The 25195-nt window shown below is 63.5% G+C and carries 20 protein-coding genes and 1 riboswitch; of the genes, 5 read left to right on the top strand and 15 right to left on the bottom strand.

Annotation, left to right across the window (positions count from 1 at the left end; all coding sequences use genetic code 11):
* Positions 1 to 25 precede the first annotated feature (25 nt).
* Genes WBF69_RS07940 through WBF69_RS07915 form a run of 6 tightly spaced genes read right to left on the bottom strand, consistent with a single transcriptional unit; the run spans position 26 to position 9558 of the window.
* On the bottom strand, positions 26 to 3130 hold the full coding sequence (locus tag WBF69_RS07940; RefSeq protein ID WP_424262956.1) for an efflux RND transporter permease subunit: 3105 nt from the start codon (positions 3128 to 3130) through the stop codon (positions 26 to 28).
* Positions 3127 to 6210, bottom strand: coding sequence for a multidrug efflux RND transporter permease subunit (locus tag WBF69_RS07935; RefSeq protein WP_424262954.1), 3084 nt, complete (start codon positions 6208 to 6210; stop codon positions 3127 to 3129). Before WBF69_RS07935 ends, WBF69_RS07940 begins: the two co-directional genes overlap by 4 nt.
* The gene (locus tag WBF69_RS07930) at positions 6207 to 7397 is read right to left on the bottom strand and encodes an MdtA/MuxA family multidrug efflux RND transporter periplasmic adaptor subunit (protein WP_424262952.1); all 1191 of its coding nucleotides are present in this window, start codon (positions 7395 to 7397) and stop codon (positions 6207 to 6209) included. The genes WBF69_RS07935 and WBF69_RS07930 overlap by 4 nt, the downstream gene beginning before the upstream one ends.
* Positions 7398 to 7414: 17 nt before the next feature.
* Positions 7415 to 8167 carry a cell division protein ZapD gene (gene zapD, locus WBF69_RS07925; RefSeq protein WP_424263043.1) on the bottom strand — a complete coding sequence of 251 codons (753 nt, stop codon included), beginning with the start codon at positions 8165 to 8167 and terminating at the stop codon, positions 7415 to 7417.
* 12 nt (positions 8168 to 8179) lie between these two features.
* Positions 8180 to 8812 (bottom strand): dephospho-CoA kinase, encoded by a 633-nt coding sequence (gene coaE / locus WBF69_RS07920; RefSeq protein WP_424262950.1) that lies wholly within the window; start codon positions 8810 to 8812, stop codon positions 8180 to 8182.
* Between the two features lie 32 nt (positions 8813 to 8844).
* A complete protein-coding gene (locus tag WBF69_RS07915) occupies positions 8845 to 9558 on the bottom strand; it encodes a prepilin peptidase (RefSeq protein WP_424262948.1) in 714 nt (237 codons plus the stop codon).
* 72 nt (positions 9559 to 9630) lie between these two features.
* On the opposite strand from WBF69_RS07915, the gene WBF69_RS07910 reads away from it, so the two are divergent.
* Positions 9631 to 10308, top strand: coding sequence for a hypothetical protein (locus tag WBF69_RS07910; RefSeq protein WP_424262946.1), 678 nt, complete (start codon positions 9631 to 9633; stop codon positions 10306 to 10308).
* Here WBF69_RS07910 and WBF69_RS07905 read toward each other — a convergent pair.
* From WBF69_RS07905 to WBF69_RS07890, 4 genes are all read right to left on the bottom strand, one after another.
* Entirely contained in the window at positions 10270 to 10620 is a 351-nt protein-coding gene (locus tag WBF69_RS07905; RefSeq protein ID WP_424262944.1) for a response regulator transcription factor, read from the bottom strand. The genes WBF69_RS07910 and WBF69_RS07905 overlap by 39 nt on opposite strands.
* A gap of 118 nt (positions 10621 to 10738) precedes the next feature.
* Entirely contained in the window at positions 10739 to 11593 is an 855-nt protein-coding gene (gene panC / locus WBF69_RS07900; protein ID WP_424262942.1) for a pantoate--beta-alanine ligase, read from the bottom strand.
* Positions 11594 to 11614: 21 nt separating this feature from the next.
* Positions 11615 to 12484 carry a segregation and condensation protein A gene (locus WBF69_RS07895; RefSeq protein ID WP_424262940.1) on the bottom strand — a complete coding sequence of 290 codons (870 nt, stop codon included), beginning with the start codon at positions 12482 to 12484 and terminating at the stop codon, positions 11615 to 11617.
* A gap of 9 nt (positions 12485 to 12493) precedes the next feature.
* Positions 12494 to 12685: a DUF3460 family protein gene (locus tag WBF69_RS07890; RefSeq protein WP_424262938.1), complete on the bottom strand. Its 192-nt coding sequence runs from the start codon at positions 12683 to 12685 to the stop codon at positions 12494 to 12496.
* Between the two features lie 71 nt (positions 12686 to 12756).
* On the opposite strand from WBF69_RS07890, the gene WBF69_RS07885 reads away from it, so the two are divergent.
* Entirely contained in the window at positions 12757 to 14190 is a 1434-nt protein-coding gene (locus WBF69_RS07885; protein ID WP_424262936.1) for a DHA2 family efflux MFS transporter permease subunit, read from the top strand.
* Positions 14191 to 14224: 34 nt separating this feature from the next.
* On the opposite strand, the gene WBF69_RS07880 is transcribed toward WBF69_RS07885, so the two are convergent.
* From WBF69_RS07880 to WBF69_RS07870, 3 genes are all read right to left on the bottom strand, one after another.
* Entirely contained in the window at positions 14225 to 15010 is a 786-nt protein-coding gene (locus WBF69_RS07880) for a helix-turn-helix transcriptional regulator (RefSeq protein WP_424262934.1), read from the bottom strand.
* 77 nt (positions 15011 to 15087) lie between these two features.
* The gene (metH, locus tag WBF69_RS07875) at positions 15088 to 18861 is read right to left on the bottom strand and encodes a methionine synthase (protein ID WP_424262932.1); all 3774 of its coding nucleotides are present in this window, start codon (positions 18859 to 18861) and stop codon (positions 15088 to 15090) included.
* A gap of 76 nt (positions 18862 to 18937) precedes the next feature.
* Complete coding sequence (locus tag WBF69_RS07870) at positions 18938 to 19552, bottom strand: histidine phosphatase family protein (protein WP_424262930.1); 615 nt, start codon at positions 19550 to 19552, stop codon at positions 18938 to 18940.
* A gap of 243 nt (positions 19553 to 19795) precedes the next feature.
* Between WBF69_RS07870 and WBF69_RS07865 the strand changes: the two genes are divergently transcribed.
* On the top strand, positions 19796 to 19951 hold the full coding sequence (locus WBF69_RS07865; RefSeq protein WP_424262928.1) for a hypothetical protein: 156 nt from the start codon (positions 19796 to 19798) through the stop codon (positions 19949 to 19951).
* Positions 19952 to 20019: 68 nt separating this feature from the next.
* Here WBF69_RS07865 and WBF69_RS07860 read toward each other — a convergent pair whose 3' ends face one another.
* Together WBF69_RS07860 and cobT are read right to left on the bottom strand one after the other, a co-directional pair.
* The gene (locus tag WBF69_RS07860) at positions 20020 to 20841 is read right to left on the bottom strand and encodes an adenosylcobinamide-GDP ribazoletransferase (RefSeq protein WP_424262926.1); all 822 of its coding nucleotides are present in this window, start codon (positions 20839 to 20841) and stop codon (positions 20020 to 20022) included.
* Positions 20838 to 21890: a nicotinate-nucleotide--dimethylbenzimidazole phosphoribosyltransferase gene (cobT, locus tag WBF69_RS07855; protein WP_424262924.1), complete on the bottom strand. Its 1053-nt coding sequence runs from the start codon at positions 21888 to 21890 to the stop codon at positions 20838 to 20840. Before cobT ends, WBF69_RS07860 begins: the two co-directional genes overlap by 4 nt.
* A 74-nt stretch (positions 21891 to 21964) precedes the next feature.
* A riboswitch (cobalamin riboswitch) is annotated at positions 21965 to 22140 on the top strand.
* 102 nt (positions 22141 to 22242) lie between these two features.
* Here cobT and WBF69_RS07850 point away from each other — a divergent pair.
* Together WBF69_RS07850 and WBF69_RS07845 are read left to right on the top strand one after the other, a co-directional pair.
* Positions 22243 to 24150: a TonB-dependent receptor domain-containing protein gene (locus tag WBF69_RS07850; protein WP_424262922.1), complete on the top strand. Its 1908-nt coding sequence runs from the start codon at positions 22243 to 22245 to the stop codon at positions 24148 to 24150.
* Positions 24151 to 24153: 3 nt separating this feature from the next.
* Positions 24154 to 25008 (top strand): cobalamin-binding protein, encoded by an 855-nt coding sequence (locus tag WBF69_RS07845; RefSeq protein WP_424262920.1) that lies wholly within the window; start codon positions 24154 to 24156, stop codon positions 25006 to 25008.
* The last annotated feature ends 187 nt before the right edge of the window (positions 25009 to 25195 follow it).

Here is a 25195-nt window from a genome sequence, read left to right as displayed (position 1 = left end):
GGCTGCTGAAGCTTTTACACAAACATCAAACATGCGGCACCACATTCCGAAGGTGATCAGCCGAACGGCGCGAACCCCGCAGGCGGTCCAGGCTCAGGTAGACCACCGGCGTCGTATACAAGGTCAGAATCTGGCTGACCAACAGGCCGCCCAGAATCGTCAAACCTAAAGGCCGGCGCATCTCCACTCCGGCCCCCGTCGCCAATAATAAGGGCAAGGCGCCCAGCATTGCCGACAAGGTCGTCATCAGGATGGGGCGCAGACGCGCCAAGCAGGCCCGGTAGATGGCCTCGCGCGGGTCCAGGCCCTCGCGGCGCTGCGCCTGCAAGGCAAAATCCACCATCATGATGGCATTTTTCTTCACAATGCCGATCAGCAGGAACACCCCGATCAGGGCGATCAGGGTGAATTCCATATCCACCAGCCGCAAGGCCAGCAAGGCGCCGATCCCTGCCGATGGCAGCGTGGACAGAATCGTCACCGGATGGATCAGGCTTTCATAGAGCATGCCCAGCACCAGATACATGGCCACCAGGGCGGCCAGCAGCATCCAGGGCTGCTGCGCCACGGCATTGCGCATCAGGCCGGAGCTTTGATCCAGACCGGCCTGCAGTTCCTGAGTCGGCAGACCGATGCGCGCCACCGCCTGATCGATGGCGTTCAAGGCCTGGTCCAGCGACACCCCGGGTGCCAAGCCAAAAGACACGGAATCGGCGGCCAGCAGGCCTTCGTGATTGACGGCGCGCGGCGCCGTGCCTTCCGCGATCCGGGTAAAGGCCGTCAGCGGAACCCGCTGCCCCTGGGCATTGAGCACTTGCAGCGCCTGCAAGGAATGCACGTCCTGGGCATACTGCGGCTGCACGCGCATCACGACGTGATACTGATTCAAGGCGCCGTACAACACAGCCACCTGGCGCTGGCTGAAAGCATTGTTCAGCACCCCGGCCAGATCCGCCATCTGCACCCCCAGGCGCCGCGCGGCGTCTCGGTCCACCTGCAGTTCCAGGCGTCGCCCTTTGTCCTCGACGTCGTCGTCGACGTCCACCAGTTCCGGCAAATCCGCCAGCACGGCGCGCACCCGCACCAGCCACTGGCTCAACAAGGCCAGGTCGCTGCCCATCAACTGGTATGAATAGGATCCGGCGCGAGAAGAATGCCCCACGAAAATATCCTGCTGAGGCACCAGAAACATCCGCGCACCCGGCGTGTGCTCGAACTTCGACCGTAAACGGTTGACGAGCTGGGCAGCGCTGACGTCGCGCTGATCCAGGGGCTTCAACTGGATCTGGATGAAGCTGGAATTGCTGCCGCCGCGCCCGCCCGCCGTCGCGGTGACCGTATCCACCGCCGGGTCCGATAGCAGGATCTTGCGAAACGCATTCAGGCGCTGCTGGGTTTCCTCGAACGAGGTGCCCGTATCCACGCGAAAGAACCCCAGCAGCTGCCCCGTATCCTGCTGGGGAAAGAAGCCCTTGGGCACGCTGATGTACAGATAGACGTTCAGCCCGATGGTCGCCAGCAACAGCAACAGCACCAAACGGGAATGATCCAGCGCCCAGCGCAACGACGTGGCGTAGGCCTTCAGACAGGACTCGCCTACCCGCTGTGACAACCGGGCCAGAGCATTGCGTCGCAGCGGCTGGTCCGCAGGGGCCACCCGCAGCAGTCGCGAGGCCATGACCGGCGTCAAAGTGACGGAAATCAGCAGCGACACACCGATGGCCGCCGACAGCGTGACGGCGAATTCCTCGAACAGCCGCCCCACCAGACCGCCCACCAGCCACAAGGGGATGAACACCGCGATCAGCGACACGCTCATGGCCAGCACGGTGAAACCGACCTCGGTGACGCCGCGCAAGGCGGCGCGGCCCGGACGCACGCCGCGTTCGATGTGGCGCATGATGTTTTCCAGCACCACGATGGCGTCGTCCACCACGAAGCCGGTCGCCACGATCAGCGCCATCAGGGAAATGCTGTTCAGGCTGAAGCCGAACCACCACATCAGACTGAAGGTGCTGATCAGAGACGCCGGCACCGCAATGGCCGGAATCAGCGCGGCCCGCCAGTTGCCCAGAAACGCGAACACCACGGCCACCACCAGAATCACCGACAGCACCAACGTCAGTTCGGCCTCGTACAGCGACGCCCGGATGCTGGGCGTGCGGTCCTGAGCGATGGTCAGACGCACCTGTTCAGGCAGCAGCGCCTGAAAAGCCGGCAGCAAGTCCCGCACCGCATCCACGGTATCGATGATGTTGGCATCGTTCTGACGACGAATGATCAGCAGCACCGCAGGCCGGTCGTTGAAATAGCCGACCTGATTGGTGTCTTCGACCGAATCCAGCACTTGCGCCACATCGGCCAGGCGCACCGGACGACCGTCCTTCCAGGCGACGATCAGCGGCGCATAATCGGCGGCCTTGCGCAACTGGGCATTGCTGCGAATCTGCCATTGCCGTTCGTCCAATTGCACCAGTCCGCCAGGCCGCAAGGAATTGACGTCCTGCAAGACCTGACGCACCCGGTCCAGCGGCACACCCATGGATTCCAGGGCGCGCGGATTCAGCAAGACGCGCACGGCGGGCAGGGAACTGCCGCCCACCGTCACCTGCCCGACACCGGTGACCTGGGACAGTTTCTGCGCCAGCACGGTCGACGCCAGATCGTACAGTTCCCCCTGCGTGGCGGTATCCGAGGTCAAGGCCAAGGTCATGACCGGCGAGGACGAGGAATTCACCTTGCGGTAAACGGGATTGCCGCGCATCCCCGACGGCAGCAGGGGCCGGGCCGCATTGATGGCGGCCTGCACGTCGCGCGCCGCACTGTTGATGTCGCGATCCAGATCGAACATCAGGGCGATGGTGGTCTGCCCTTCGCTGTTGCGCGAACTCATGCTGCTCACCCCCGAGATCGCGCCCAGGGACTGTTCCAGCGGCATGGCGACACTGGACGCCATGGTCTCGGGACTGGCGCCCGGCAGGGATGCGGACACCGAAATCATGGGAAAGTCCACCTGCGGCAGCGGCGCTACCGGCAGGAATCTCAGGGCCAGCACCCCGGCCAGCACCATGGCCAGACACAGCAGGGACGTACCCACCGGTCTGCTCAGGAACAGGGCGAAGAACCTCATGACCGCGACGCTGCTGCCCGTCGATGGGCCAGGCGCTCAAACATCAAGTAGATGACGGGGGTGGTGAACAGGGTCAGCAACTGGCTGCACAACAAGCCGCCCACCATCGCCAGCCCCAAAGGTTGGCGCAGTTCAGCCCCGGACCCGCTGGCGAACATCAAGGGGATGGCGCTGAAAAACGCCGCCAGCGTCGTCATCAGGATCGGTCGAAACCGCAGCAGCGCCGCTTCGTGGATGGCCGCCTGCGGCCCCAGCCCGCGCTCGCGCTGGGCATCCAGGGCAAAATCGATCATCAGGATGGCGTTTTTCTTGACGATGCCGATCAACAAGATGATGCCGATCACGCCGATCATGTCCAGCTCGGTGCCGCCAATCCACAGGGCCAGCAAGGCGCCGATGGCCGCCGAGGGCAGCGTGGACAGAATCGTCACCGGGTGGATCAGGCTTTCATACAGCACGCCCAGCACGATATACATGGTGATGACCGCCGCCAGCAGCAGCCACAGAGTGCTGGACAGGGACGCTTGAAACGCCTGCGCGGCGCCCTGGAACCGCACATCCACGGAATCCGGCACGCCCACTGCATCGCGGGCGGATTCGATGGCCTGCACCGCATCCGACAGGGCAGTCCGCGGCGCCAGATTGAAAGACACCGTGGCGGCAGGAAACTGGTCCAGACGCTGCACGGCCAAAGACGCAGCGCCAGGCACGAAGCGAGCCACCGTCGCCAGCGGCGTCACCCCGCCGCCCGCCGTGGGCACGTGAATGTGCGCCAGCGCCTGCGGGCCGCCACCGACAAAGTCGTCATCGGCTTCCAGCACCACGCGATACTGCGCAGACTGGGTGTAGATCGTGGAAATCAGACGCTGACCAAAAGCGTCGTACAAGGCATCATCGATGGCTGCCTGCGTCACCCCCAGGCGGGCAGCCGCATCCCGATCCACTTGCACGGCCAAGGCCAGGCCCCGATTCTGCAGATCGCTGGACACCTCGCGCAACTGGGGCAAGTCCTGCATGGCCTGAATCAGACGCGGCGCCCACTGCGCCAGCGCAGCATCGTCAGGACTGGACACGGTCATCTGATACTGCGCCCGGCTTACCTGATCCTCGACCGAGAGTTCCTGCACCGGCTGAAGCCAGATTTGCAGATCGGCCTTTTGATGCAGCGCCTGGCTGAGCCGGTCCATGACGGCCTGTGCGCGATCACTGCGCTGCGCCAGCGGTTTCAGCGTGATCTGCAGCCGCCCGGTATTCAGCGTGGTGTTGTCACCATCGATGCCGATGAACGACGTGACCGACGCCACGGCAGGGTCCTGCAGCACCTGATCGACGGCATCCCGCTGCAGGCGCGACATGAGGGCAAACGAAGCCGTCTGCGGGCCCTGGGTGATGGCCTGGATCGCCCCGGCATCCTGCTGCGGGAAAAAGCCTTTCGGGATGCCGGCGTACAAGCCCGCCGTGAGAGCCAGCGTGCCGACCGCGAACCACAAAGTCGCCCGCTGATGCAGCAGCACCCACTGCAGGCCCCGGTCGTACCAGGCGATCAGCGCATCCAGCATGCGACCGGACCCCTGCAAAAAGCGACCGTGCTGCTCTTGGGCTTCGGGGCGCAGCATGCGGGCGCACATCATGGGCGTCAGGGTCAGGGAAATCAGCAGCGACAGCAAAATCGCCACCGCCAGCGTCACTGCGAATTCCTGAAACAGGCGCCCGACCACATCGGCCATGAATAGCAGCGGAATCAGCACTGCAATCAGCGAGACCGTCAGCGACACCAGGGTGAAGCCGATCTGCCGCGCTCCGCGCAGCGAGGCGGTCAGCGCGTCTTCGCCTTCTTCGAGGTGGCGGGCGATGTTCTCGATCATGACGATGGCGTCATCCACCACAAAGCCCGTGGCGATGGTCAGCGCCATCAATGTCAGGTTATTGATGCTGAACCCCATCAGCATCATCAAGCCAAATGTGCCGACCAGGGACAGCGGCACCACCACGCCGGGGATCAAGGTGGCCCGCCAGGTGCGCAGAAACACGAAGGTCACGGCCACCACCAGGGCGATGGCCAGCAGCATTTCAATCTGCACGTGCTCGACCGAATCCCGGATCGTATGCGTGCGGTCCGACGCCACCTGCACGTCCACGCCGGTGGGCAAGGTCTGACGCAGGCCCGGCAGCAGGGACTGGATCTGATCAACCACCTGAATGACGTTGGCGCCAGGCTGGCGCTGGATGTTCAACAGAATCGCCGGCTGGCGGTTGAACCAGGCAGCCTGGTACAGATTTTCAGCGGCGCGGCGCACCTGCGCCACATCGCCCAGACGCAAGGGCGCCCCGTTTTCATACGTCAGAATCAGACGTTCATATTCGGCGGCGTCCTGCAGCTGATCGTTCACGCTGATGGTCAAGGAACGTTGCGGCCCGTCCAGATTGCCTTTGGGCTGATTGACGTTGGCCTGGGTCACGGCGCGGCGCACATCCGCCAAAGTCAGCTTGTGCGCCGCCAGCGCCTGAGGGTCGACCTGAATGCGCACGGCGGGCCGCTGCCCGCCCGCCACACTGACCAGCCCCACGCCGCTGATCTGGGATAGTTTCTGCACCACCCGCACTTCAATCAGATCCCGCACCTGATCCAGCGGCAAGGTGGGCGACGTCACCGCCAGCGTCATCACGGGCGCATCTGCCGGATTGACCTTGCGGTAGATGGGCGGGGACGGCATATCCGAGGGCAGCAGATTCGAGGCCGCATTGATGGCCGCCTGCACTTCCTGTTCGGCCACATCCAGCGACAGGCCCAGATCGAACCGCAGGGTGATCCGCGACGACCCGCCCGAGCTGGTGGACAGCATCTGCGACAGGCCAGGCATCTGACCGAACTGGCGTTCCAGCGGCGATGTCACGAGCGCCGTCATCACGTCCGGCCCCGCCCCCGGATACAGCGTCGTCACCTGAATGGTGGGAAAGTCCACCTGAGGCAGGGCGGATACGGGCAGCTCCCGGTACCCCATCAAACCTGCCAGCGCCAGGGCAACCATCGCCAGCATGGTGGCGATGGGCCGCAAGATGAACGGGCGCGACAGATTCACGAACCGGGGTCCTGGGGTGCAGCGGCTGCCGGCGGCGTCACCACTTCCACCAGACTGCCCTCGCGCAGACGATCCGTGCCTTCCACCACCAGGCTATCGCCCTGCTGCAGACCGGATTCGACGACGACTCGCCTGCCATCATCCACCCCGGTCACCACCGGCACGACATGGGCCTTCAGTTCGGCATCCACCCGGTAGACGTATTCGCCGACCGAACCGCGCTGCACGGCCCGCAGCGGCACCACCAGCCCGGATTCCAGACCCAGGCGCAACCGCACCTGCACGAATTGGTTGGGGAACAGGGACTCATCGGCATTGTCAAAGCGCGCCTTGAGCTGCACCGTGCCAGTCGCGACATCGATCTGATTGTCCACGGCGATCAATCGGCCCGTCGCCAGCACCGGCCCGCCGGCCTGGCCCAGCAATTGCGTCTGCAGGCCGGCCTCGGTGCGCCGGGCGTCCAGCAACGCCTGCAAGCGGGTCTGCGGAATGGCAAACACGACATCAATCGGCTGGTTCTGGGTCAACACCACCAGCCCGTCCGCATCCGAGGCATGCACCATATTGCCGACGTCTACCTTGCGCAAACCCAGACGACCCGTCACGGGGGCGGTAATCCGAGTGTAGCTAAGCTGCAAGCGGGCATTGTCCACAGCCGCCTGGTCGATGGTCGCCTGGCCCTGCATTTCCCGCACCTGCGCGCGGGCGGTATCCAGTTGCTGACGGGCCACCGAGTCCTGTTTGAAGAGCTGTTCGTACCGCGCCAGGTCCCGGCGGGCGTTGTCCAGCTGAGCGGCATGTTGCGCCTGCTGGCCTTGCGCCTGTTGCAGCTGGATCTGGAAAGGACGCGGGTCAATGACCGCCAGCAGGTCTCCCGCTTTGACCGACTGGCCATCCGTGAAATGCAGAGATTCCAGCGGCCCATCCACCCGCGAGCGGATGGTGATGGTCGCCGGGGCGTTGACCGTGCCCAAGGCACGCAGCGTGCGGTCGATCTGACCGCTTTCCACAGAGACGACGGATACCGGGGTGGCCTGCCCCGAGCCGCCGCGAAACCCCCGGCTCGCGGATTGGTCCGCCCCCTGAGGCCAGAACAGCCAGAGCGCCACGGCGACACCCGCGCACAGCAACGCCCAGACCCAAAATCTGCGGCGCGCGCCCACAGGCTGCGTCTTGGAATTGATCATGATGGAAAAACCTGGATTTAAAGATTGCAGCGGGCAAGGCGAAAAGCAATGTCGCGGCTGACCGGCTGCGGCTTGAGCACATTATCCTGCGCAGAAAACCGAACCCAGATAACGTATTTATTCGCGCTGATTTCGGGGAATACCTGCAGTTGCGGATCGACCCAGACCCGTAACAGCTGAAAGGTCTTGCCGCCCAGCATTTCCTGGTAGGCACCCTGACTGGCCATCTGATCGCGGGCATCGCCCGCATCGCGCAGCAATTGCAGAATCAGGGCCATGGCCCTGTGCAAAGGCAACAGCGGGTCGATCCACCCCTGCAGGTCGTGCATCCGCGCATCGGGCGCTTTGATCTGCCAGGCATAGTAGGACGGCAAATCGACGGACGAGGAGCCGCCCGGCATGGTGATCCGCCCGCGCAAACTGGCCAGCCATTCGTTGTCGCGCAAGCACTGACCGATACGGCCCTGGCCGGCCAGGGCCGCCGACACGGCCTGGATTTCATCCAGCAGATTGTCCACCGTCGTCCGGTCCACCCCAGGGTGTTCCCGCAAGGCAGACAGGGCCGAACGATGCCGGTCGAGATCCTGCAGGACGGCGGTGCGGACATCGGCGCGTTCGCATACGTCGAGCAGGTCGAACAGCGCCGCCATGGCGATCTGATGATGATGCGCGTCTTCGCCGCGCATGAAATAGAACAGGCGGTCGAAGAGATACTCTACCCGGAGCAGAGTGCGTACACGTTCATTGCAGGGATACTCGTATAGAATCACACGCAAAAGACCCTAATCATGAATGGTCGGCCCACGCAACGACCGGGAGGCCAGATCGCACCATAACTGGTGACATTGCCGGGATCGCTGACGCAGCATATCCAAACTGGTATCGCCGTCATTCACGATGACATCGTCTGCAACAGCCAAGCGATCCCCCCGGGCAGCCTGAGCGGACATGATACGCTCAATGGCCTCTGGCGTCAGCCCGCTGCGGCTCTGCACCCGGCGAATCTGCGTCGCCGGATCGCAATCGACCACGCAGATGCGATCCACCCGATCCCGCCAGCGCCCGGATTCCACCAGCAGCGGCACTACATACACCCGATACAAGCCTTGTGTGTGCGCGGCCCGATCCCGCACTGCCTGGTCGATCAAAGGGTGCAGAATGGCCTCCAACCGCTGCCTGACGGACGCATCGCTGAAGACCCGCTCGCGCATCCACGCCCGATCCAGGCTGCCATCGGCAGCAATCGAGGCCGGCCCGAACGCCTGGCGCACGGGTTCGATTGCCGGGCCGCCAGCCGCCGTCAGCGCATGCGCGATCTGATCCGTATCGATCACCGCAGCCCCCCATTCAGCCAGCCAGTCGGCCACCTGGGTTTTACCGGATCCGATACCGCCGGTCAGCCCGATGGAAAACATGCGTCGATCCCGACAAAGATGAAACCATGACTTTACATCAGCCCGTCCAGCAGCAAGGCCACCCCCTGGGGCCACAACAACCACGGGCCTGTCGCCAGAGCCAGATAGGGGCCAAAGGGGTAGACCCGCTGTCGGGATCGGTGGCAGACCCAGCCCAGCAGGCCCAACAGACTGGCCGTCCACAAGAGGGTCAGCGCGGGCACCCCGCCCAGCCAGCCGGCCAGCATGGCCAGGCATTTGATATCGCCGCCGCCAAAGCCATCCCGCCCGCGCACGCGGCGATATAGCCAGGCCAGGATCGCCAGGCCCGCCCAGACGGAAAGCGATGCAAGCACCGCCGACCAGACATCCAGCCGCCCCAGCCACCAGCCCGCTCCCATCAAAGGCAGAGTCAAGGCATCCGGCAGCAAGCCGCTGCGCGCATCCAGCCAGGCCAGGGACATCATGCCCATGCCAAGCAGCAACGATCCCATGCCGGCCCAGCCCTGCAGATACAAGATACCCGCTGCCAGGGTACCGGCTGCCACGCCGCCCACGCCATCCCGTCGCCATCGGACAGGCTGTCGGCGCGCATGCAGGGCTGCGCGCCATAGCGTAGCGGCAACGGCGGGCGCCCCGGCCCGTACACGGCGGTGATATGCCTGTGCCCAGCGCGCCAGCCCCATTCCCCACCAGGCGCACCCGCCGACCATCCCCGCCGCCAGCCACGACCACGATGCGCAAACGGCGTCCAGGAGAGCGCTCATATCCGCGCCACCCTGCCCAAGCAGGCTGCAAATGCGTAGAATGGCGTTTTCGCCCACCTGACCCATACCGTCATGCCGCGCCTTCCTTTCCTTTCCCCGATCCGCTTGCTCAGCCTGAGCCTGATAGTGCTCTTGAGCGCCTGCGCCCAGCAGCGCGCCCCCGGCTACTACGACACCCCACGCGACAGCACGGTATCCGATGCCCGCCAGCGTGCTCAGGGGGATTCCGCCGCCCAGGCGCCTTCTCAGCTTCAGCTGGGCTTTGGCGGCCAGGCTCAGGCATCCTCGGCAGCCGGCAGCCAGTCAGACGCGTCCGCCGGAGCTGGCGCAGGCGCTGCACCGGCGGCCAGCACCGCCCGGCAAAACCTGCCCCAGGCGCTCGCTGACACACGCACCTATCTGGGCACCATCGCCTGCGCAGACAGCGGGCAATGCCCCTCCAATCGCATGACCCTGACGCTGGCGCCCGATGGCCAATGGCGCGCCCGCAGCACCCCTGTGGATGGCAGCAGTCCTGCCCGCGCCACGATGGGCTGCTGGTTCCTGACCGGCGATGCCCCGGTGCGCATCGTGCTGCAAAGCGGTGAACACACCCGCGCCAGCCTGGAATTCAGCACCTCGAACGTGCTGCGCGTGGTACGGGTGAACGGCAAGGCGCCCTTGCTGGACTCCAGCCTGACTCGCCAGGCCGATCTGGACCCGATCGCCGAGCTAGCGTCCCAGCCGGCCCAGCGCTGCGACGCGCCCTGATCGCTGCCCCGGTGCCGGGCGCTGCGCCTGGCACCGATGGTGCCGGCCCGCCCCTTGCTCGTCGGCCAGCGGCAATTTCCAGCGCACGTAGTGCTGCGTCAGTTCGACGGCATTGCGCACGCCGATCTTCATGAAAATACGGGCGCGATGCGCCTCGATGGTGCGCTGCGATACTCCCAGTTCCGCAGCGATGTATTTATTGGAGCGCCCCCGCGTGATGTAATCCGCGACCTCGCGTTCCCGCAGGGTCAGACGCTGAATGGCCTGAGCGCCGGGCGGAACATCCCCCAGGTGCATGCCCATGATCGACATGACAGTCCCCCTTTTTATCTTGCTTTTGGTGCAGGGATTCTGTCATAACCCCCGGTGACGAACAGCTGTCAGGCCTGACAGACAGAAAACAGCCACCCGGGGGGGATCTGCGAGGCGCTTAGCGTCCGGCTTGAAATTCCAGATTGTCGATCAGGCGCGTTGCGCCCAGACGGGCCGCCGTCAGCACGACCAGCGGTTCGCCCTCGTGGATTTCAGCCGCTGTCGGCGCCAACAGGTCGCGCTGGCGGCGCACGGACACATAATCAGGGTCCCAGCCCCGGTCGCGCAAAGTCTGCAGCGCCTGGGATTCCGCCGCTGCACAATCGCTGCGACCGCTGGCGATCATGTCGCGCACCTGCTGCAGCAGGCCGTACAGCTGCGGAGCCTCGGCGCGCTCATCCGCCGACAGGTAACGATTGCGCGACGACAGGGCCAGGCCATCGGGATCACGCACGGTCTCATGCGCGAGAATTTCCACCGGCAACTGAAACTGCCGGCACATGGCCCGCACCACCATCAACTGCTGATAGTCTTTTTTGCCGAACACCGCCACCTGCGGCTGCACACAGGAAAAGAGCTTCAGCACGACCGTGCTGACACCCATGAAAAAATCCGGGCGAAATTCGCCTTCCAGGATCTTGCCCAGCGCATCGCCGGGCTGAATGCGGAAATTTTGCGGCTCGGGATACAGTTCGCGCTCGTCCGGGGCGAACAGCACATATACGTCGCGCTCGCCTTCCAGCTTTTCGATGTCTTGCGCCAGCGTGCGCGGGTAGCGGTCGAAATCCTCGTGTGGCCCGAACTGCAGGCGATTGACGAAAATGCTGGCCACCACCGGATCGCCATGCTGACGCGCCAGACGCATCAGGGACAAATGGGCGGCATGCAGATTGCCCATGGTCGGCACGAAAGCAACGCGCAACTGGCCGCGCAGCTGGTTGCGCAAATCTTCGATGGAATGAACAACTTTCACAGGAAACTCCGGCACGGGCCATCAGGCCGAGCGTGTATAAGACAATCTGACATACAGCGGCGCATACGGCGCCGCCTGGGTAATTTCAAGCAGGGATTCGCGCGTCAATTCCAACAGAGCCAGAAAATGCACGACGATCACCGCCGCCGGCTCGCCCATGCGGACGCGTTCCATGAACAATTCGGTAAATTCCATGAAACGCACATCGGACAGACGCCGCAGGATGTGGCTCATGTGATCGCGCACGGACAGCTGTTCACGCGTGATGCGGTGGCTGGCATTCAGGCGCGCGCGCTGCAAAATGGCCTGCCAGGCGTCTTTCAGATCCGTCGGGCTGATTTCGGGCAACAGAACCTCGACGCTCAGGTCGGCCTGCGCATGGGCCAACTGAAAATCGCGACCCACGCGCGGCAAGGCATCCAGGCGTTGCGCCGCCAGTTTCATGCGCTCGTATTCCAGCAAGCGGCGCACCAATTCGGCACGTGGGTCTTCGACCTCTTCCCCCGTATCCGACTGACGCACGGGCAGCAACATGCGTGATTTGATTTCAATCAGCAGGGCCGCCATCAGCAGATATTCGCCGGCCAGCTCCAGATTGGTGCGCCGGACCTGTTCGACATAACTGAGATACTGGGCCGTGACTTCCGCCATCGGGATGTCGAGCACATTGAAATTCTGCTTGCGGATCAGGTACAGCAGCAAATCCAGCGGGCCTTCGAACGCTTCCAGGAAGACTTCCAGTGCATCGGGGGGGATGTACAGGTCTTGCGGGATGTCGAATAAAGGTTCGCCGTACAGCCGCGCCAACGCCACGTGATCAATCACGTCGGGCGTACTGTCCACAGCCGGCGCCATCAAGGCATCCAGCCCGGTGGCGGGCGCGGGCGGCATGACGACCGATCAGGCCTTTTGGTAATAGACGTAAGGATCCTGCGCGACCTTGGCGGCGCGGAAACCGTCTTGCTGTTCCGGATTCAGATCTTTGTCCCAGAGACGGAACCGACCTGCCCGCTGCCGAGCCTCGGTATCGGGATGATCCTGTTTGTACTGAGTGATGAATTGAGTCAGTTCGGAGGTGAAGTTGTTTGCCATAATAGTGCCATTGCAGATCGTCATGACTGATGCGCCCCAAGTGTACTGCACTCAAGCGCCCCCGAGTGCCCATGTCCTCTCCCGACCGCCCTTCTTTACCCGCCGCCACCCCCCGAACGCTCGAACAGCGGATGATTCCCTTCATCGTCGGCTGCGCCCTGTTCATGCAAATGCTGGATTCGACCGTGGTAGCCACCGCCCTGCCCGCCATGGCGCGGGACTTCGGCGTCACGGCGGTGCGCATGAATCTCACCATCACCGGCTACCTGCTGGCGACAGCGGTCTTTGTGCCCGTCAGCGGCTGGGCGGCTGACCGCTTCGGGGCGCAGCGCGTCTTTCTGGCGGCCATTCTGCTGTTCATCCTCAGCTCGGCGGCCTGCGCGGTCTCGCAGTCCCTGACACAACTGGTGCTCTCGCGCGTGGCCCAAGGCGCAGCGGGCGCCATGATGGTGCCGGTCGGGCGCATCATCCTGCTGCGGCGCATCCCAAAATCCGAACTGGTCCAGGCGATGGCTTTCCTGACGCTGCCCGCCTTGCTGGGGCCGGTCCTGGGTCCGCCCGTCGGGGGCTTTCTGGTGACGTACGCCTCCTGGCACTGGATCTTTCTGATCAATATCCCGGTCGGCGTCCTGGGCATCATGCTGGTGCGGCGCTACATTGCCCGCGACATCCCCGATGGCCGGCCCAGGCTGGATACGGTCGGATTCCTGCTCAGTGGCATCGCCATGGCGGCGCTGATGATCTGCCTGGAAGCCATCGGCCACGGCGATCTGGGCATCGGCGTCATCCTGAGCCTGCTCGCGCTGGGGCTGGTCTGCGGAGTGCTGTACATTCGCCATGCCCGCCACACCACCTACCCCATCATCGACCTCAGCCTGCTGCGCACCCAGACCTTTGCCGTCTCGGTGCTGGGCGGCAATCTGTGCCGCTTCGGCAGCGGCGCAGCGCCGTTCCTGCTGGCCATCCTGCTGCAGGTGGGCTTTGGCCTGTCGGCCTTTTCGGCGGGCATGATCACCTTTACATCGGCGGCGGGCGCACTGCTGATGAAGCTGGTCGCCACACCCATCGTTCACCGTTTCGGCTTTCGCCGCGTGCTGGTGTGGAATGCGCTGATCGCAGCCTGTTTTACCGCCGCCTGCGCCCTATTTCAGGCCAGCACGCCGGTCTGGCTGATGGTGACGGTGCTGCTGATCGGGGGCTTCTTTCGTTCGTTGCAGTTCACCGCCGTCAATGCCCTGACTTACGCCGACATGGATTCCGCGCAAATGAGCCGCGCCAGCAGCTTTGCCGCGATGGCTCAGCAACTGGGCATCAGTCTGGGCGTGGCCTGCGCGGCAACCACCTTGAACCTGAGCATCAATCTGCGCGGCGGCATCGAGGCCGACCGTATCGACGTGATGTGGGGCTTTGCCGTCACCGCCTTGTGCGTGGCCGCATCCGCCCTGTCGTTCCGGCGCCTGTCCAATCTGTCCGGCAGCCAGTTGCGCCGCCGCCAAAAAGCCTGACGGTGCGCCTGCCGCAGCCAGGCCGACGCATCCGTCACTGATCCCCCAACAACATAACCAGCTTGCAGTCCGGGCGGATCGCCAGGCGAAACGTAAATTGCCGGAACCGCAGTCGCCCGCGCGAAGGGTGCTGGAATTCCCGCAGCCCGCCCTCTCGGTCGATCACGGTCTGGCGTGTCCAGCAGCGGGCGAACAAAGGGCTGCCCGCCTGTAATTCAGCGACCAGCGAGCCGATCGCAGGATCGCCGGCCAAGGCCGCCACGTCCGCGCGGAATTCGGCCACCACGCGGCTGGCGCGCTCTTCCCAGTCAAGCACCAGGGTGCGGGCCGCCGGTTCCATGAAAATGTAATGCAGCAGATTCGCCCGGCCCCGTCCCGGCCAGCCGTCAAACAATTGCTGCAAAGCGGGATTCCAGGCCAGGACGTTCCAGGCCTGATCCAGGATGTAGGCCGGCCCCTGGATGCTATCGACGCAATCGCTCAGGCCATCGGGCAGGGCCACCGTGTCCAGCCGTCCGGCTTGGGGGTCGGCGCATTCAGCCAGGCTGAACAGATAATGCCGTTCGGCGCGCGCCAGCTTCAGGGCATCGGCCAGCCGGCACCAGACATCCACCGACACAGAGACCTCGCGGCCCTGTTCGATCCAGGTGTACCAGGTGGTGCTGATGCCCCCCAACTGCGCCACTTCCTCGCGGCGCAATCCGGGGGTGCGCCGCCGCAAACCCGGCGGCAAGCCATGATCGCCAGGGCTGACGCGCGCACGAGCGCTGCGCAGAAACGCCCCCAGCGCCTGACGGCGAGCGGCATCGTCACGCGGCATGCGCGGCCCCCGAGCGCCGGGACCCTGCAGCGGCAGGCATCCCCCTGCCGCCTGCCGCTGCAATCGGGCTGCCGGGGTCAGCGCAAGGTGCTGGCCAGCGTCCGGCGCACATCTTCTTCATCACGGCCCGTGCGGCGCACGTAATCGGCCACCTGATCGGGGCCGATATTGCCGACGTTGAAATACTTGGACTGCGGATGGCTGAAGTAAAAGCCGCAGACGCTGGACGCCGGCATCATGGCAAAGCCTTCGGTCAGCTGCATGCCGATGTCGTCGCAATCCAGCAGGTCGAACATCAGGCGCTTGACGACGTGTTCCGGGCAGGCCGGATAGCCAGGCGCCGGGCGGATGCCCTGATATTTTTCACCGATGATGTCTTCGTTGGACAGGTCTTCGTCGGACACATAGCCCCACAGATCACGACGCACCCGCGCATGCAGGGTTTCGGCGAAGCCCTCGGCCAGCCGATCGGCCAGGGCCTTGAGCATGATGACGGAATAGTCGTCACCGGCATCCTGGAACTGTTTTTCGTACTTTTCGATGCCGATGCCGCCGGTCACGGCAAACATGCCGATGTAGTCGATGACACCGGAATCCTTGGGCGCGATGAAATCCGACAAACACTTGTTGTCCACGCCATCACGCTTTTCCGTCTGCTGGCGCACACCACGCCAGGTCAGCAGGACTTCGCTGCGCGTTTCGTCGCGGTAGATCTCGATATCGTCATCATTGATGCTGTTGGCCGGATAGAACGCCACGATGCCGTTGGCCGTCAGCCATCGGCCATCGACGATGCGCTTCATCATGGCCTGGCCTTCTTCGTACAGCTTGACGGCCTGTTCGCCCACCACCTTGTCGGTCAGGATGGCGGGGAACTGTGCCATCAGCCCCCAGGACTGGAAGAACGGCGTCCAGTCCAGGAATTTCAGGATTTCATTCAGATCGTAGTGCTTGAACACGCGGCGACCGATGAATTTTGGGCGCGGCGGCGTGTAATTGGCCCAATCGATCGCAGGTTTCGCCGCCCGCGCCTGCTCAATCGTCAGCATGGGCGTGGCTTTGCGATTGGCGTGACGTTCGCGGACCAGCTCGTATTCGTCGGCGACCCCCTGCAGATAGGTCCCGACCTGATCGGACATCAGGCTGGTGGCCACGCCGACCGAACGGCTGGCATCCGGCACGTAGATCACCGGTCCTTCGTAGTTGGGGGCGATCTTGACCGCCGTATGTACCCTGCTGGTGGTGGCGCCGCCCACCAGCAGCGGGATATTGCGTTCGCGGAAGTAGGGATCGCGCTGCATTTCGGACGCCACGTAGGCCATTTCTTCCAGGCTGGGCGTGATCAGGCCGGACAAACCGACCATATCGGCGCCGACTTCCTTGGCTTTTTCCAGGATCTTGGCACAGGGCACCATGACGCCCATATTGATGACTTCGAAATTATTGCATTGCAGAACCACCGTGACGATGTTCTTGCCGATATCGTGGACGTCGCCCTTGACCGTGGCGATGACCAGCTTGCCCTTGGAGCGCACATCCGCGCCGGCTTCTTCGAGCAGGCGCTTTTCTTCCTCGATGAAAGGCAGCAGATGGGCCACGGCCTGCTTCATCACGCGCGCGGATTTGACGACTTGCGGCAGGAACATTTTGCCCGCGCCGAACAGGTCGCCGACGACGTTCATGCCGTCCATCAGCGGCCCTTCGATGACTTCGATGGTGCGCCCGCCCGCCGCGTCGATTTCCACGCGGACTTCTTCCGTGTCCTCGACGATGAAGGTCGTGATGCCATGCACCAGGGAATGGGTCAGGCGCTCGCGCACCGATCCCTTGCGCCATTCCAGGTCTTCTTCCTTTTTCTTGCCCGCGCCGCGCAGCGTATCGGCCAGCTCGACCAGGCGCTCGGTGGACGTGCGCTCGTCGGCGGGATCGGTCTTGCCCAGCGGTTCTTCGCGATTGAAGACGACGTCCTCGATCAGGTCGCGCACCTTGGGATCGAGTTCAGAGTAGACCCCCAGCTGACCGGCATTGACGATGCCCATGGTCAGCCCTCGCTGGGTGGCGTAATACAGCACGACGGCATGGATGGCCTCGCGCATGGCCTCGTTGCCCCGGAACGAGAAACTGACGTTCGAGATACCGCCGGAGGTGCGCGCATGCGGCAGATTGTCCGTGATCCAGCCCACGCCTTCGATGAAGTCCAGACCGTAGCGATTGTGCTCTTCCAGGCCCGTGGCGATGGCGAACACATTGGGATCGAAAATGATGTCTTCGGGCGGGAAGCCCACCTGATTGACCAGGATGTCGTAGGCTTTCGAACAGATATCGATGCGCCGCTGCAGATTGTCTGCCTGACCCTCCGTATCAAAGGCCATGACCACCACGGCGGCCCCGTACTTGCGACACAGCTTCGCCTGCTCGATGAAGGGCTCGACACCCTCTTTCATGGAAATCGAGTTGACGACGCTCTTGCCCTGCACGCAGCGCAGACCGGCTTCGATGACCGGCCATTTCGAACTGTCGATCATCACCGGCACGCGAGAAATATCGGGTTCGGAGGCCAGCAGATTCAGAAAGCGCGGCATCAAGACCAGGGCGTCGAGCATGCCCTCGTCCATATTGATGTCGATGATCTGGGCGCCGTTTTCGACCTGCTGGCGGGCGACGGACAGGGCTTCGTCGAATTTTTCCTCGCGGATCAGGCGCAGGAATGCCTTGCTGCCCGTGACGTTGGTGCGTTCGCCGACGTTGATGAACAGAGTGTCGCGATCGAAATTTAGGGGTTCCAGGCCCGACAGGCGTGTCTTGATCGGAATGACCGGCGGCTGGCGGTGCGGCAAAGCACGGACTTTGCGGGCGATTTCGCGGATGTGGTCCGGGGTGGTGCCGCAGCAGCCGCCTACCACGTTCACCAGGCCGGCCCGGGCGAATTCTTCCAGCAGACTGGACGTATCCGAGGGCGTTTCGTCAAAGCCGGTTTCGGCCATGGGGTTGGGCAGGCCGGCGTTGGGATAGACGCAGACGTAGGTGTCGCAGATCTTGGACAGTTCCGCCACGTAGGGGCGCATCAAGGCGGCGCCCAGGGCGCAGTTCAGGCCGATGGTGACGGGTCGCGCATGACGCACGGAATTCCAGAAGCCTTCCACTGTCTGGCCCGACAGGATGCGCCCGGACGCATCGGTCACCGTGCCGGAGATCATCACCGGCAAGCGGATGTTGCGTTCTTCGAAGACAGTTTCGATGGCGAAAATGGCCGCTTTGGCATTCAAGGTGTCGAAAATGGTTTCGACCAGCAGGATGTCTACCCCGCCATCGATCAGGCCGTTGATCTGTTCGGTATAGGCGACGCGCAGTTCTTCGAAGGTGACGTTGCGCGCACCAGGGTCATTGACGTCCGGCGACAGGGATGCGGTCTTGGGCTGAGGCCCCAGCGCACCGGCGACGAAGCGCGGATGATCCTGCGTCGACACGGCATCACAGGCCTCGCGAGCCAGGCGGGCGGCGGCGACGTTCAGGTCGTAAGAAATATCCAGCAGGCCGTAATCACCCTGTGCCACGCGGGTGGCGCCAAAAGTATTGGTTTCCACGACGTCGGCGCCGGCTTCCAGATAGGCCTGGTGGATTTCCCGGATGACGTCGGGGCGGGTCAGGGACAGCAGATCGTTATTGCCCTTGACGTCGCGGTCGTGATCGGCGAAACGGTCGCCGCGAAAATCGGATTCGCCGAGTTTATAACGCTGGATCATGGTGCCCATGGCCCCATCCAGCACCACGATGCGCTTGCCCAGCAGGCGCACGAAATCGGCGCCGTGGGTATAGGATTCGATGGGATAAGGCAAAGCGGGATAGGACACGGCGGAATCCGGGAATGTTGGACAAACCTTCATTGTATCGCTGACGGTTTAGATCTCTATTACCCGGCCTCTTGCATCAAGGCTCGGAAGGGAACCTTTTCCACTGCAGAAGCACCTGGCTGCCCGGCATCGGGGTGGGTAGCGTTAGTGCCTGCTGGCAGGCGGATCGCAGGGTGGCGGGATCTGGCGGCAAGTCGTCGGCGGGCCGGGCGGCGTGCCAGGCCTGCAATAGGCGGATGACGCCGCCATGTGTGACCAGAATCGTGTCTTGCTCCAGCTGGCGCCAGGCTTTGTGGGCTGTCAGGACGCGCTGCATCATGGCGCGGACGGATTCGCCTGCGCCGGGGGCATAGTCCAGTGGATCGGCGGCCCAGGCGTTGATGGCAGATCGGGCTATGGCGTCCCAGGACTGGCCTTCCCAGGCGCCGAAGTCCATTTCCTGCCAGGCGGGGTCGCTATTCAGCGGCAGAACCAGCCGCCGCGACAAGGCGGTGGCCAGGGACCGGCAGCGGCGGGCTGGACTGCAGACCAGACGTTGGTAGTCAGACCAAGGCTGTCCGGGATGGCGGCCTGCGTCCCAGTCGGCCAACCAGGCATCGCGTTCGGCGGGAAGCGCAGGCACGTCCAGGCGACCGTAGCACATGCCGGCTGCGATATCGGGCGCGGTATGGCGGATCAGCAGCAGACGCATGGAGCATGCTCCGCTGCGATACCTGGATGCGCTGACAGCACGGTCAACGCATCCAGGTACAGCAACTTGAACACCGGCTGGACAGCGAGTCGCGTCATCACCATAAACCTATCGATGTTGTTGGGCGCCACGATAAACCAGAAACTGGATATTTCATTGATCATGTTTTATACTAGGGTTATCCCTAGTAGGGTTACGCTCTACTTGCCAAACGACAAGCAATCATAAAGAAGGAGAGCAGCAATGTTGGCACCTTTTTCGAACTACCCCGTCAATCAAGCTTACGAGCGCCTGCTGGCGGAAGAACTGGCCGCTCGCGCCAATCGCCCGCAACAAAGCCCGATTGCACGCATGCTGGACATGCTGTTCGGCGCCAGACAGCCGGCCCCCCAAGCCTGATTGACTGCGGCGTCTCGCACGCCGCCGTCTCGCCACACCAGCCGTCTTCATCGACAGACGGCTGGCTGTCACGTCACGATCAGCAGCAAACCCAGATAACAGCCCAGTTCACTCAACTGCTGCGCAGCACCCAGGCCATCGCCGGTGTAGCCGCCCAGTCGTCGCTGCAACACCCACGCGATCCAGGCAGTGCCTGTCAACAGGCCCATCGCCGCCCACACCACCCCCGCCAGAGGCAACAGGCCGAAGACGATCATCAGCCCCGCCGGCAGACCGCCGCAGATGGCTGCCACGGCGAATTCTTGATTGCGCATGCGGCGGCCTAGCGGTTTCGCCTTGCCCTCTTCTCTGGCGTAACGCATCCGCCAGATCAGCAGCGCAGATCCCAGCCGCGAGGCGGGATGCGCCAGCAATAAAGCCCCCACCACCCCGGACGGCGGCATGGCGTTCAAGGCGGCAAATTTCAGCGCCAGCATCAGGCCAAGGCCCGCCACGCCATACGTGCCCAGACGGGAATCTTTCATGATGTCCAGGGCGCGGTCCTTTGACACCGCGCCGCCCAGACCGTCGCAGACATCCGCGAAACCATCCTCGTGAAAGGCACCGGTCAGCACCAGCCCGGCGGCCATGGACAGCAGCACTGCGACGGGCTGCGGCCAGACCGCCTGCGCCAGCGCATACACCAGCGCCGCCACGCCCCCCGCCACCCACCCCACCAGCGGGTAATAGCGGGTGCAATGCTGCAGCCAGGCCGGCTTGAAACCCACCCAGGCCGGGACCGGCAGGCGCGTGAAAAACTGCAGGGCCGTGAAGAACAGGCGGATTTCATGTCGCCAGCGCTCGGATGCAGATGCGCGCCGCGAGTTCCAGACAGGCCGGAAGCAGCTCATCGCTCATCCCCTCTATCACTGACCCCCGCCTCTTCGAAACTGGCCATGTCGCACAGAAAGGCAGCCGCCGCCTGCACCAGAGGCCAGGCCAGCACGCAGCCGGTGCCCTCGCCCAGCCGCAAGCCCATGTCCAGCAAAGGCCGGGCACCCAGCGCCTGAAGCATGCGGGCATGGCCTCTTTCATCGGACTGGTGGCAGAACACGCAGTAATCCAGAATGGCGGGGGCCAGGCGGGCGGCCACCAGCAGGGCGGACGTAGCGATGAAACCATCGATCAGCAGTACTCGACGACGAGACGCGGCGCCCAGCATGGCGCCCGTCATCATGGCGATTTCCAAACCGCCCAGCGCCGCCAGCACATCCAGCGGCGTCTGCGCCCCGGCATGCCGCTGCATGGCGTGTTGGATCACGCGGATCTTGCGTGCCATGCCCTGGGCATCCACTCCCGTGCCCGCCCCGACGCAATCGGCGACAGAAATGCCGGTCAAGGCATGCATCAGCGCGGCGGCAGGCGTGGTGTTGGCGATGCCCATCTCGCCAAAACCGATCACGTCGCTATCCACATCGGCCATCAGATCCATGCCCGCCCGCAGGGCCTGGCGGCATTCCTGCGCCGTCATGGCGGGTTCGATCGCCAGATTGCCGCTGCCCGCCCGGATCTTGCGGTCGATCAGCCCGGCGCGGCTGCCGAAATCGTGCTTGACGCCGGCATCGACGATGCGCAGCGCCACATCTTGCTGGCGCGCCAGCACCGTGATGGCCGCGCCGCCCGCCAAAAAGTTTTCCACCATCTGCCAGGTGACTTCCTGGAGATAGGCCGACACGCCTTCGGCGGCCACGCCATGATCGGCGGCAAACACAAACACGGTCGGCGGCGACAAGCGCGGCGACACCGTGCCGCGGATCAGGCCGATCTGGTGCGCCAGCGATTCCAGCCGTCCCAGGCTACCGCGCGGCTTGGTCTTCAGATCGATGCGCTGTTGCAAGCGCAGAGACAGGGTTTCATCCCGGATCGGGACGATGGGGGGCAATTCAGCATCCATCGACATCAAGCGTCCAATAAAGCGGCTGGCCGGCCAAGGCAGGCGAAAACAAGCAACAAAATCTTGCGCGAAAGGCCCTTATAATACCGGTCGAAACAGGTATGCCCCGGCGCTCATCCGCGCCCCGGCATCCAAACGGGAAACAGACGGTTCGCCCGCGAACCCAGCTGTGCTGCCCCCGCAACGGTGCGCGCACCCGCCAGGCCTTCGGCCCGGCCCGCGCCAGCCCGATACCGGCCTGATTCAACCTCCTGATTGCCTGCCTGCCGCGCCCGACGACTGATCCGGGTGAATCCATCACGGCCTGCGGGTGTTGATTATTCCGGTGTGCGGGGACGCGCGCCACACAGGGCTTGTCATGACTCACCCCCTCCCCCGGCGCGCGCTTGCCGTCGCCATCTCTCTTTCCTCCTTGGCCGCCACGGCTCAATCCAACCCTGCCGCCGTCCCGACGCTGCAGGATATCGTCGTCACACCCAGCCGCAGCGCCGAACCCTTGTCCGATGCCATCGGCGACGTCACGGTGATCGGTCCGAAAGAACTGGCCCAGGCGCGCGGCGACAGCATCGCCGAGATCATCGGACGGGCGCCTGGGGTGCAGTTCACCTCGAACGGCGGTCCGCAGACGGTGAGCAGCCTGTTCATTCGCGGCGCAAACGCCAATCACACGCTGGTGCTGATCGACGGCATGAGGATCAACGGCTCGACTTCGGGCAGTGTGCAGTTCCCCGCTATCGACCCGGCCATGGTCGAGCGCATCGAAATCCTGCGTGGCGCAGCCAGCAGCTTGTATGGCTCGGACGCCATCGGCGGCGTAGTCAACATTATTACCAAGAAAGGCGAGCAGGACCGTCCCCTGTCGGCCTGGGCGAATATCGGCTATGGCACCTATGAAACCGCCAAGTCCAGCATGGGTCTGTCGGGCGCAGCCCAAGGATGGGATTACAGCTTTTCAAGCAGTGCAGAGAAGAGCAAGGGGTTTGATGCCTTGCGTCAACGTAAAGCGAACAATAGCACCATCGCAGGCCACTATCCGGACAAGGATGGGTACCGCAGCCATGCTGTCTCTGGAACCCTGGGTTATCGCTGGGCCGAGGGCCACCGCATCGGATTGACCGCCTACAACGGTTATATCGATGGTGACTATGACAATGAATTCACACGCTACCCCAACAGCTACGCTATCAACCGCCAACAAGCCTACAGCCTGACCAGCATGGACAAGATCACAGATTGGTGGGAAAGCGACCTGCGTTTCGGTTTCACCAAAGATAGCAGCGACAACCGCAGCGACTCATCCAGTGTGTTCAATTCGTTCAAACGCCATTACACCTGGACTAACTCCTTCAAGCCGCACACCGACCACCGGATTTCCGTTCTGCTAGAACGCCAGGAAGAGCGCGTTCAAGCCACGACCACACGATTCGATCAGGATGCTCGCGACACGAACGCTGCGGCGCTGATCTATAAAGGCAAGATCAACCGTCTGCACACCCAGGCCAGCGTACGTAATGACAACATCTCCGGCTACGGCAACCAGACGACCGGCAGCCTAGGACTGGATTTCGATCTCACAGACTCGTGGCAAATCGGGGTCGCAGGCAACACCGGCTTTCATGCACCGACGTTCAATGATCTTTACTGGCCTTTTGAAACTTCAGCATGGGGATCCTATGGTGGCAATCCTGATCTGAAACCCGAAAAATCCAGAAATATCGAAGGTCATGTTCAATTTCATGCGGAAGACACGCGGATCAAGATGACCGTTTTTACAAACAAGGTCCGCAACCTGATCGCCACCACCACTACAGAAACTGCGCCATGGTTCTACGAAACGACGATTCAGAATGTTAATCAGGCCACCATTCGTGGGCTGACGCTGGCTGGAGAACACAATGTTGGCAACACAACCCTGCGCGCTAGCGCTGACTTTCTCGACCCGCGCAACGACGATCCAAAGCAGGGGGAAGGCTCGATGCTGCCCTACAGAGCCCGCCAAGTCTTCCATCTAGGCGTCGAACATCGCATCCAGGCTCTCAAGTTAGGCGCTGAATACCAGTACACGGGCAACCGGTACGCCGAACTCGCCAACACCAACCGCCTGGGCGGCTATTCCCTCGTCAACCTGACCGCCGCCTACGACTTCAACAAGTCCCTGGGTGTGCAGGTGCGCTGGAACAACGTGCTGGACAAGGACTACGTGCTGGTGGACGGCTACAACACGCCGGGTTCGAACGTGTTCGTCAATCTGTCCTGGCGGATGTAAATCATGCGCTGGCGCGTCCTGGGCCTGATGACTGCTGTCTGGCTGTGCGTCGGCGCAGCCCAGGCAGCCGACCCGCCCCCCCGCGTCATTACCCTGGCCCCCAGCGTGACCGAACTGGTCTACGCGGCGGGGGCCGGCGCCGACATCGTCGGCACGGTCTTGCACAGCGACTATCCGCCGGCGGCCCGCGAGATCCGGCGCATCGGCGACGGCATCCAGGCCAGCGAGGAATCCATCCTGGCCCTGCGACCCACTCTGGTGGTGGCCTGGTACCCGACCGAGGCGACCCGAGCGCTGGACAGCCGCCTGCAAACGCTGAACATCCCCCTGCTGTACGCCAACCCCGGCACCCTGGACGAGATTCCCGCCTTGATCCGCACCCTGGGGCAGCGCCTGGGGACACAGGCCCACGCCGATGCCGCTGCAGCAGCATTGCAGCAGCGCATCGACCGCCTGCAGCCGGCGGCACCGCCGGCGCAAACCGTCTTCCTCGAAATCAGCACGGACCCCCTGTTCACGCTGGGCCGCGATCCCTTGATTAACGATCTGCTGGCCCGCTGCGGCGGCATCAATCCCTATGCCGACAGCCGCGTGGCCGCCCCCCAGGTCAGCGTGGAATCCGTCCTGCACCTGGACCCCCAGGTGCTGATCATGTCGCCCTATGGCCGTGAAACCCTGGAAGCCCGCACTCGCTGGTGGTCCGAACACGGCCTGACCGCTGCCCGCCAGGGCCGCATTTACGCCATCGACCCCGATTGGCTGCACCGCCCCGGCCCTAGGCTGATCGACGCGGCAGAGGCAATCTGCCGGGATCTGCAGCGCGCCCGAGCAAGCCTGGGCGCTTCCGCAGCGCCTTGATCACGGCCTGCCAGGCCGCCTGACCGCACCTGCTCTACAGCCGCCTGCCGGGATTCCCCTCGGGCCATATGGCTGTATTCTTTTCGCACATAATTTTCATTCCAGAAACACATATTGCCGGTTTGAACACATTATGTGACAATCGCTCACCTTGGAGACACATTCCTCCTAAGAGAAATAAATCACA

The sequence above is a fragment of the Castellaniella sp. genome, assembly GCF_049673105.1.
GTDB lineage: Bacteria > Pseudomonadota > Gammaproteobacteria > Burkholderiales > Burkholderiaceae_B > Castellaniella.
This window is presented reverse-complemented; position numbering and strand designations above follow the sequence as displayed.

Coding starts and splice junctions, on each gene's coding strand:
- WBF69_RS07940 (WP_424262956.1), bottom strand. CDS start 3,130: ATGAGGTTCTTCGCCCTGTTCCTGAGCAGACCGGTGGGTACGTCCCTG.
- WBF69_RS07930 (WP_424262952.1), bottom strand. CDS start 7,397: ATGATCAATTCCAAGACGCAGCCTGTGGGCGCGCGCCGCAGATTTTGG.
- coaE (WP_424262950.1), bottom strand. CDS start 8,812: ATGTTTTCCATCGGGCTGACCGGCGGTATCGGATCCGGTAAAACCCAG.
- WBF69_RS07915 (WP_424262948.1), bottom strand. CDS start 9,558: ATGAGCGCTCTCCTGGACGCCGTTTGCGCATCGTGGTCGTGGCTGGCG.
- WBF69_RS07910 (WP_424262946.1), top strand. CDS start 9,631: ATGCCGCGCCTTCCTTTCCTTTCCCCGATCCGCTTGCTCAGCCTGAGC.
- WBF69_RS07905 (WP_424262944.1), bottom strand. CDS start 10,620: ATGTCGATCATGGGCATGCACCTGGGGGATGTTCCGCCCGGCGCTCAG.
- WBF69_RS07895 (WP_424262940.1), bottom strand. CDS start 12,484: ATGCCGCCCGCGCCCGCCACCGGGCTGGATGCCTTGATGGCGCCGGCT.
- WBF69_RS07890 (WP_424262938.1), bottom strand. CDS start 12,685: ATGGCAAACAACTTCACCTCCGAACTGACTCAATTCATCACTCAGTAC.
- WBF69_RS07885 (WP_424262936.1), top strand. CDS start 12,757: ATGTCCTCTCCCGACCGCCCTTCTTTACCCGCCGCCACCCCCCGAACG.
- WBF69_RS07880 (WP_424262934.1), bottom strand. CDS start 15,010: ATGCCGCGTGACGATGCCGCTCGCCGTCAGGCGCTGGGGGCGTTTCTG.
- WBF69_RS07870 (WP_424262930.1), bottom strand. CDS start 19,552: ATGCGTCTGCTGCTGATCCGCCATACCGCGCCCGATATCGCAGCCGGC.
- WBF69_RS07865 (WP_424262928.1), top strand. CDS start 19,796: ATGTTGGCACCTTTTTCGAACTACCCCGTCAATCAAGCTTACGAGCGC.
- WBF69_RS07860 (WP_424262926.1), bottom strand. CDS start 20,841: ATGAGCTGCTTCCGGCCTGTCTGGAACTCGCGGCGCGCATCTGCATCC.
- cobT (WP_424262924.1), bottom strand. CDS start 21,890: ATGTCGATGGATGCTGAATTGCCCCCCATCGTCCCGATCCGGGATGAA.
- WBF69_RS07850 (WP_424262922.1), top strand. CDS start 22,243: ATGACTCACCCCCTCCCCCGGCGCGCGCTTGCCGTCGCCATCTCTCTT.
- WBF69_RS07845 (WP_424262920.1), top strand. CDS start 24,154: ATGCGCTGGCGCGTCCTGGGCCTGATGACTGCTGTCTGGCTGTGCGTC.